Source organism: Kocuria sp. CNJ-770 (genome assembly GCF_001942375.1).
GTDB classification, from domain to species: domain Bacteria; phylum Actinomycetota; class Actinomycetes; order Actinomycetales; family Micrococcaceae; genus Kocuria; species Kocuria oceani.
The window spans coordinates 46,002-54,621 of record NZ_MKJW01000085.1 but is presented as its reverse complement, the minus strand read 5'-3'; the positions used below and the strand labels follow the sequence as shown (position 1 = coordinate 54,621).

At 70.5% G+C, this 8,620-nt stretch carries 6 protein-coding genes and 1 pseudogene; 1 reads left to right on the top strand and 6 read right to left on the bottom strand.

Annotation, left to right across the window (positions count from 1 at the left end):
• Window positions 1-1,249 precede the first annotated feature (1,249 nt).
• The 4 genes and pseudogenes from BJF77_RS07335 to BJF77_RS07320 all read right to left on the bottom strand — a co-directional run bounded on the left by BJF77_RS07335 (window position 1,250) and on the right by BJF77_RS07320 (window position 5,572).
• Window positions 1,250-2,908, bottom strand: a pseudogene (locus tag BJF77_RS07335) (cytochrome bc complex cytochrome b subunit).
• Window positions 2,908-4,002, bottom strand: a complete 1,095-nt coding sequence (locus BJF77_RS07330; protein WP_047802662.1) for a ubiquinol-cytochrome c reductase iron-sulfur subunit — start codon at window positions 4,000-4,002, stop codon at window positions 2,908-2,910. Before BJF77_RS07330 ends, BJF77_RS07335 begins: the two are co-directional and overlap by 1 nt.
• 75 nt (window positions 4,003-4,077) lie before the next feature.
• The gene (locus BJF77_RS07325; protein WP_047802663.1) at window positions 4,078-4,869 is read right to left on the bottom strand and encodes a c-type cytochrome; all 792 of its coding nucleotides are present in this window, start codon (window positions 4,867-4,869) and stop codon (window positions 4,078-4,080) included.
• 64 nt (window positions 4,870-4,933) lie between these two features.
• Window positions 4,934-5,572, bottom strand: a complete 639-nt coding sequence (locus BJF77_RS07320; RefSeq protein WP_075871733.1) for a heme-copper oxidase subunit III — start codon at window positions 5,570-5,572, stop codon at window positions 4,934-4,936.
• 253 nt (window positions 5,573-5,825) lie between these two features.
• Here BJF77_RS07320 and trpD point away from each other — a divergent pair, with 253 nt between their 5' ends.
• Window positions 5,826-6,884 (top strand): anthranilate phosphoribosyltransferase, encoded by a 1,059-nt coding sequence (trpD, locus tag BJF77_RS07315; protein WP_075871732.1) that lies wholly within the window; start codon window positions 5,826-5,828, stop codon window positions 6,882-6,884.
• 132 nt (window positions 6,885-7,016) lie between these two features.
• Here trpD and BJF77_RS07310 read toward each other — a convergent pair whose 3' ends face one another.
• On the bottom strand, window positions 7,017-7,295 hold the full coding sequence (locus tag BJF77_RS07310) for an Lrp/AsnC family transcriptional regulator (RefSeq protein ID WP_047802665.1): 279 nt from the start codon (window positions 7,293-7,295) through the stop codon (window positions 7,017-7,019).
• Between the two features lie 51 nt (window positions 7,296-7,346).
• A complete protein-coding gene (locus BJF77_RS07305) occupies window positions 7,347-7,763 on the bottom strand; it encodes a DUF3054 domain-containing protein (protein WP_075871731.1) in 417 nt (138 codons plus the stop codon).
• Window positions 7,764-8,620: the final 857 nt, after the last annotated feature.

Here is an 8,620-nt window from a genome sequence, read left to right as displayed (position 1 = left end):
CACTCCCTCAGCATCACCGCCGAGGGGGTCAATTTTCGCTCGGCGCCCGAGGGTCAGTATTCAGACGGCATCGACACACCGCCCACGCTGTGGTGCAGGAGGCGGGAGACCTCGACGTCCGAATGTACGGCGGGGGCATGGACAAGAGCGTTATGCCGGTCCTGGTGGACGGTGACGGGACCGTGACCACCGGCACCTCGCCACAGACCCAGCAGCTCGACGGAGGCTTTGTGGTTCCGGCCTTGACGACCCGGGAGGCGGCTCTGGACAGGGTTGCACAGCTCGCGTCCGCGTGCCGATGCGCACAGCACGTCCGCGCGGTCGGGAACGCCGCCGCCGGCTGGCGGACACCGTCCGAGGCAGGACGGCCCCGGTCGCGTCGCCCCGGTGCCCGAGCTCCTGTCCAGCCGGGACTTCCATGCTCCGGCCCGTGGCTCGTGCGTTCGGGCGGGTTCGGGCGGGTTCGGGCCAGGAGCGTGTCGGACGCCCGAGAAGCGGTCGCGTACGGCCCGGGATGCGCCTCCGGCGTGCTGGCCGTCGGCGGTGAGGCCGCCGCCCCCAAGAAGAGGCAGGCAGGGCCTCGGCGTGCTCCTCGCTGTCGGAGGGGGTGTGCCGGCCGTGTCGATCTCGGCCGCGCCCGCGTCCGGCACCGGCCGGCACGGCGTCGGACGGCGAGGAGCCGTTCCGGCGGCAGCACACACTCCTTGCGGCCGTCGGACGCCGAGCCCGTCCCGCCACGGACATCGGACAGGGCCGGGTGTCCCAGGGCGCGGCGTCCCAGGGCGTGGTCCCTCCGGGCCGACGGCACCGTGTGCACGTGCGAGGCGGAGCGCATCCCGGGCGAAGTGTTCGGCGCAGGTGTCGCGCACGGTCACCGGCCACGACGGTACCGCCGGTGAGCACGGCCAGGCCCGCCACTGGCGCGGCGGCGCCGCAACCGGGAGCACGGAGGCACGGCTCTGGGTGGCGGGCAGCCGCCCGGTGCCCGCCCGGATGCCCAACTTCTGCCGCGGAACGGAACCGCCGCGGGCCGCGAAGTGAGGCGGCACGTGGGCCGTCGCAGAACGGTCCGGCGGCAACCCACGGGCCACGGCCGGTGCCGCCGGAGGCAGCCGTTCGAGGGGACCGCTGATCGGCTGCGCGTCCGTGCGACCACGGGGTCGACGTAGCGGGGGGAGCGCCTCGGTGCAGAGACGACAAAGCCCCGGGAGGATGATCCTCCCGGGGCTCCGTCAGGCGGTCGAACGACTCAGCGGACGAGCTCCCGGTCCTGCGGACCGGCCGTCACGGCCTCCACCTCGTGGTGGTGGTGCGCGGCCTCGAGCTCGGCCGGGGTCACGGGGGCGACACGGTCCTCGAAGAAGAACCGGCTGACCCGCTCGCGCATCTTCTCCGTGCCCGTGATCCTGCCCTTGCCGTTGGGCTGGGCCGGCAGCACGTCGTAGTCGGGCATGGCGACCAGACGGTAGCGCTTGTACTCGTCGAGCGGCTCGTGCACCTCGATGAACTCCCCGTGGGGCAGCTGCTGGACACGACCGGTCTCGCGACCGTGGAGCACGATCTCGCGGTCCTTGCGCTGCAGCGCCAGGCAGACGCGCCGGGTGATCATGAAGCCGAGGATCGGCGCGATGAAGTACGCGGCCCGCAGCCAGTAGATGACGTCGTTGAGCGACACGTTGAAGTGCGTGGCGATGAGGTCACCGCTGGCCGCGACGAGCATCACGGTGTAGAAGGCCACGCCGGCGACGCCCATGGCGGTGCGGAAGGGGGCGTTGCGCGGGCGGTCCAGGATGTGGTGCTCGCGGTCGTCCTTGGTCACCCACCGCTCGATCCACGGCCAGGCGGCCATGAGGCCGAACAGGATCATGATCGGGACCATGGGCAGGAGGACGTTCAGCGGGATCGACATGCCCCAGAAGGTCCACTCCCAGTTGATCGGCCAGGTGCCGGGCATGAGGCGCACGGCGCCGTCGGTGAAGCCCATGTACCAGTCGGGCTGGGAACCGGCCTGCACCGGGGAGGGATCGTACGGCCCGTAGTTCCAGATCGCGTTGATGGTGGTGGTGGCCGCCATCAGCGCCATGATGCCGAAGACGATGAAGAAGAAGCCGCCCGCCTTGGCCGCGTAGACCGGGCCCACGGGGAAGCCGACCACGTTGTTCTCGGTGCGGCCGGGCCGGGGAACTGGGTGTGCTTGTGCACGACGACCATGAACAGGTGGACCACGATCAGACCGAGGATCGCCGCGGGGATCAGCAGCACGTGGATGATGTAGAGGCGCGCGATGATGTCGTGGCCGGGGAACTCGCCGCCGAACAGGAACATCGACAGGTAGGCGCCGACCAGCGGGATGGCCTTGAGGATCGCGTCGGCGATCCGCAGACCGTTGCCGGAGAGGACGTCGTCCGGCAGGGAGTAGCCGGAGAAGCCCGCCACGATGGTCAGCAGGAACAGCCCGACGCCGACGAGCCAGTTCAGCTCACGGGGCCGGCGGAACGCGCCGGTGAAGAACACGCGGAGCATGTGCACGGCCACGGCGGCGGCGAACACCAGCGCGGACCAGTGGTGGATCTGACGCAGGAACAGCCCGCCGCGGACGTCGAAGGAGATGTCGAGGGTGGAGGCGTAGGCGGCCGACATCTCGACGCCCTGCATGGGCACGTACGAGCCTCGTACTCGAGTGCGGCCATGGAAGGCTCGAACCATAGCGCCAGGAACGTTCCCGAGAGCAGGAGGATGACGAAGGTGTACAGCGCCACCTCGCCGAACATGAAGGACCAGTGGTCCGGGAAGATCTTCCGGCCGAACTCCTTGACCATCGGCGACATGCGACCCGGGTGTCGACGAAGTTCGCGATCCGGCCGGTGCCGGTCTGCGGCTTGTACTGGAAATCAGTGGACGTGGACATCAGTTCGCCTCACCCTGCATCTCTTCGACATGGGTACCCCGCTGGGAGTAGGTCGGTCCGACCGGTTCCTGGAAATCGCTGCGGGCCACGAGGTATCCCTCGTCGTCCACGGTGATCGGCAGCTGGGGAAGGGGCCGGGCAGCCGGCCCGAAGATGACCTCGCACTCGTTGGTGAGGTCGAAAGTGGACTGGTGGCACGGGCAGAGCAGGTGGTGGGTCTGCTGCTCGTACAGCGCCACCGGGCAGCCGACGTGGGTGCAGACCTTCGAGTAGGCGAAGATGCCGTCGACGTTCCAGTCGGCCCGCTCGGGCGACACGTTCACGGACTCGGGGTCCAGTCTCATGAGCAGGACCACGGCCTTGGCCTTCTCGTCCAGGTAGCCCTCGTTGTGCCCGATCGTGCTCAGGTTCTCCGGCACGACGTGGAACGTGGAGCCCAGGGTGACGTCCGAGGCCTTGATCGGCGTCCCGGAGGGGTCGCGGACCAGGCGGATGCCCTCGTCCCACAGGGTCTCCTTGAGGACGTCCAGGTTGGTGGGGCCCAGGTCCTTGAGCAGCCCGACGAAGGGCAGGGGAGCGAGGACCGCGGCGCCGATGAGGGTGTTGCGCAGCAGCGGACGGCGCTTGATGCCCGACTCGTCGTAGATCGTGGTGAGGATGCTCTGCGCCTCGGCGCGCTGCTCCTCGGTGCGGACCGCGTGCCGGCTCTCGACCAGCTCGTGGTCCGGCATGAGCGTGCGCGCCCAGTGCACGACCCCCAGGCCGATGCCGAACATGCCGAGCGCGATGCCCAGGCCCAGCAGGAGGTTCTGCAGCTGCAGCGCCTGGGTGGGGGCCGTGTTCGTGACGTCGTAGATCGGACCGTCCACCCGGACGCCGAAGTAGCCGACGAAGAACAGGACGGACCCGATGACCGAGATCAGGAACAGCAGGACGACCTGCCGTTCGGCGCGCTTGGCCGCCCGGTCGTCGACGTCCGTCAAGCGCGGGCGGTGCGGGGGCAGTCCGGGGTCAGGGAAACGCTCCATCGCCGTGGTGCCCGTGGTGGCAACTGTTCCCGACTCGTGGGGAGTGCCGTCACTGTGGCTTCCCATGTGTGGTCCCTCATTCTTCTCTTGGTGCAGTTGATCGTAGCTAGTGGGTCCGACATCTGCTGCCGGGACGGCAGCTCAGGCGGAGCGCGAGGTGAGCCAGATGGTGAACCCGATGATGACCGCGAGTCCGATGGTCCACACGAACAGGCCCTCGGAGACCGGGCCGAGCGCGCCGAGGCCGAACCCGCCCGGGTTGGGGCTCTCCTCGAGGGTCTTCAGGTACGTGATGACGTCCCGCTTCTCCTCGGGAGTGATGTTCGCGTCGTTGAAGACCGGCATGTTCTGCGGCCCCGTCTGCATCGCCTCGTAGATGTGCACCTCCTCGACGCCCATCAGGGACGGCGCGTACTTGCCGCGCGTCAGGGCGCCACCGGCGCCGGCGGCGTTGTGGCACATGGCGCAGTTGGCGAGGAACACCTTCGCACCGTTGGCGGCGTTGCCCTGGGTGACGTCCAGGTACTCCTCCTCGGGCACGGCCGGGCCGGGGCCCAGGGTCGCGACGTAGCCGGCCAGCTGAGCGGTTTCCTCGGGGTTGAACTGCGGGGCCTTCTGCGGGGCCTGCGGGCCGTTGGCCTGCATGGGCATGCGCCCGGTGCCGACCTGGAAGTCGACCGCGGCGGCGCCGACGCCGATCAGGGACGGCCCGGAGGGGGTGCCCGCGCCGTCGAGGCCGTGACAGGTGGAGCAGTTCGCGATGAACAGCTTCTCGCCCTCCTCGAGGTCCTGGGCCGAGTAGGACTCGGTCTGGGCCTTGGCCTCGTTGGTGGTGGTGGCGACTGCGTAGAGCCCACCGCTGAGGAGCAGGGCCAGGACCATCAGTACGAGGACTGCGAGAGGGTGGCGCCGCTGTTGCGAAAGTGCCTTCACGTCAAACGTTCCTTTAACTCGGTGCTGCGTTGGTTTGCTGGGGTCGTCCCCGGGAGGGCGCGGGCTACTTGAGGAAGTAGACCACGAGGAAGAGGACGATCCAGACGACGTCCACGAAGTGCCAGTAGTAGGACACGACGATCGCCGAGGTGGCCTCGAAGTGCCCGAAGCGCTTGGCCACGAAGGCACGGCCCATGATGAACAGGAAGGCGATGAGCCCGCCCGTCACGTGCAGGGCGTGGAAGCCCGTGGTGATGTAGAAGGCGGAACCGTAGGCGTTGGCCGGGATGCTGATGCCGTGGCTCACGAGCTCGGCGTACTCGAACGCCTGCACCGCCACGAAGATCGCCCCCATGATGAAGGTCAGGGCGAACCACTCGACCATGCCCCACCGGCGCACGTCCAGGACGCCACCGGCACGCCGGGGCTGGAGGCGCTCGGCCGCGAAGACGCCGAACTGGCAGGTCACGGAGCTCGACACCAGGATGATGGTGTTGGCGGTGGCCAGCCACACGTTCAGCTTGGCCGACTCGTCCGCCCACAGCTCCGGGGAGGTGGAGCGCAGCGTGAAGTACATGGCGAAGAGGCCGGCGAAGAACATGACCTCGGAGGCGAGCCACACGATGGTGCCCACGGAGGTCAGGTTGGGTCGGTTGATCGACCCGCCTACCGGCTTGGCTGGGGTCTGGGTTGCAGTCGTCACAGAGACATTATGTCGCCAAAACTGCCGGTGGACCAACCAGGATCGGATCGGGCGATTTGCGTGTCCGGCGCCCCGCCGCCCCGCGCGATCGGGCCCCGGGGCCGTGTCCGGCGCCCGGGTGCCGTGGATCCCGGGCGGGAGGGGGCCTGCGGAGGGCGTCCGTGATCCGTGTCACCACCGGCCGGGGAGCGCTCGGTCGCTCCGTTGCCCGTGGGTTCCGGGCCCCGGCGGGGCGGGCGATACGATCGAAGGCGTGAACACGACGACTCCGGCGACCGCACCGCACTTCGAGTGGCCCGACCTCATCACCGCGCTGATCTCGGGGGCCGACCTGACCCGGGAGCAGGCGTACTGGGCCATGGACACCATCATGTCGGGGGAGGTGTCGGACGTCGTCATCGCGGGCTTCCTCGTAGCCCTGCGGGCCAAGGGGGAGACGGTCGAGGAGCTCACCGGCCTGGCGGACGCGATGGTGTCCCGGGCCCGGCCGGCCGACATCCCCGGGCCCGCCCTGGACATCGTCGGCACCGGCGGAGACCGGCTGTCCAGCGTGAACATCTCCACGATGGCGGCCCTGGTCTGCGCGGGCGCGGGCGCGAAGGTGGTCAAGCACGGCAACCGTGCGTCGTCGTCGAAGTCGGGCTCCGCCGACGTCCTCGAGGCCCTCGGGGTCCGCCTGGACCTGCCGGTCGAGCTGGTCGAGTCCGCCGCGGAGCACGTGGGCATCACCTTCCTGTTCGCCCAGACGTTCCACCCGTCGATGCGCTTCGTGGCCGCGGCGCGGGCGCAGCTGCGGGTGGCCACCACGTTCAACGTCCTCGGGCCCATGACCAACCCGGCCCGGGTCGAGGCCTCGGCGATCGGCGTGGCCGACCGCGCCCTGGCTCCGCTCATCGCCGGGGTCTTCGCCGCTCGGGGGCATCGCGCCCTGGTCTTCCGCGGCGGCGACGGGCTCGACGAGCTCACCGTGACGGCGCCCTCGGAGATCTGGGAGGTGCGCGGCGGCACCGTCGAGCACCACGAGCTCGAGCCCCTCGACCTCGGCATGCCGCGGGCCACGATCGAGGACCTGCGCGGGCGGGACGCCCTGTACAACGCCCGGGTCGTCGAGCAGGTGCTGGCGGGGGAGCCGGGGCCCGTGCGCAACGCTGTGCTGCTCAACGCGGCGGCGGGGCTGGTCGCGTTCGACCAGGAGGCGGAGGGTTCGTTCCACGACCGTCTGGCGGCCGGGGTCCGGCGCGCCGAGCAGGCCGTGGACAGCGGCGCCGCGCGCGCGGTCCTGGACCGCTGGATCGCCCACACCGTCCGCTGAGGACACCGGAGGATCCGACGACGCACGGCCGGTGAGCACCCGCTCACCGGCCTTCTGTCGTTCCGGCCTCCCGTCGTCGTCCCGGCCACCGGTCGTCGCCGGGCGCTTCGACCGGGGGCGGCGCCGGCGGGCTCAGTCGATGCCGAGGGAGAAGGCGGCGTCGAGGTCGTGCTTGCTGTAGGTGCGGAAGGCGATGTTCGTGTTCGTGCCCACCACACCGTCGACCTTGGAGAGGCGGTCGGCGATGACGTCCGCGAGGTCCTCGTGCCGGTGCACGCGCACCATGGCGATCAGGTCCCAGTCGCCGGTCACGGAGTACACCTCGCTGATCCCGGGGATCTCCGAGATCTGCTCCGCGACCTCAGGAATGCGATCGGCGGAGGTCTTGATGAGGACGATGGCGGTGAGCATGGGACGCCTTTCTCGGGACGGGGCCGGCCGGGGCCGGTGGAACAGGGCGGATCAGGGCCTGCGGCGGGCCCGCGCCGCGCGCACCGTGAGAGCGAGCGCGCGGTGGCCCAGCAGGAGAACGGCGAGAGTGCCCAAGGTCACCAGCACGAAGCTCGGTGCGGTGCCCTCGCCGACGAGGACCCGCAGGCCCATGCCCACGACGACGGTCGTCAGCCACAGGGCGACGCCGCGCGGCCACAGGCCGACGGGGTGGCGGGGCAGCTGCCAGACGGCCCAGCCCAGCAGCAGTCCGGTGAGGAACGGCCAGGCGGTCTCCAGCACGCCCACGGCATCGAGGGCGTGGGTCCTGCGCCCGACGGCGGCGAAGAGGAGGACCAGGAGCACGTCGATGACGAGGACCGCCGGCCAGGAGCTCCGGCGCCCGGTGCGCCCGGTGGGCGGCGTGGTGGTGGGGGCCGTGGTGTGCATGCTCGCAGTCTAGTCGGGGTCCCGGAGCGATCCGACGCATGCCGTTCGGGGTGAAGTCGAAGCTGAAGGTTGAAGGACTGAGTGTGGGCGAACCCTCAACCTTCGACCAGGAGTCCAGGGATGCCCGGGTGCGGTCCGGAACGGCGACGAGCGGGTTCGGCGGCCGGGGTCGAAGGGTGGTGGCGCGGTCGGCGGTCGTGCGCCGGCCACCCGGACGCCGATGCGCTCGGCGGTGCGCGGCGCACCGAGGGGTCGGGGCCGCAGGCGGTCGGCCGCACGGCGTGCTCCGTGGTTGTGCCGAGCGGGTGTGGCGCACCCGGGGTGAAAGGAGGTGGAATGGCCGGACGGGGAGGCCCCTCTCGCCCTGACTTTACATAATGTAGATTATCGGCGCTTTGGAGAGGAGTACTGAACCGGGTCCGTCGTCGGCCCGGAACCCACTGTTCGGACCTGTTCATCGATCGTGCATGCAGCCTGCACCTGCGTTCCCGTCGGTCGGCGCGCAGGCGTCTTGAGGACGCGCGGCCGGGACTCCGCCGAGGCCGACCCCGTTCCGCTGCGGCGTCCGGGCGCGGCCCCGGGGCCAGCGTTCCTCAGTGTGGTTCGGCTGTGTGGTTCGGCTGTGTGGTTCGGCTGGGGTGTCCGGGCGTCGTGTTCGGCCGTCGAGGCGTGCCGCGCCGAGGTGTCGTCCGCCGTCCGACGCCTGGATGTGCCCGTGTCCGTGAGCGCCTTCGCCCGGGCGGTCCTCGGCGTCGGTGCGCGCAGGCGGTTGCGGCCCGGGCCGGGCCCGTCCGCACGCAGCGGATCGTTCCCTGCGGTCCGGGCATCCCTGGCCGGCCCGAGGTGCCGGGAACGCC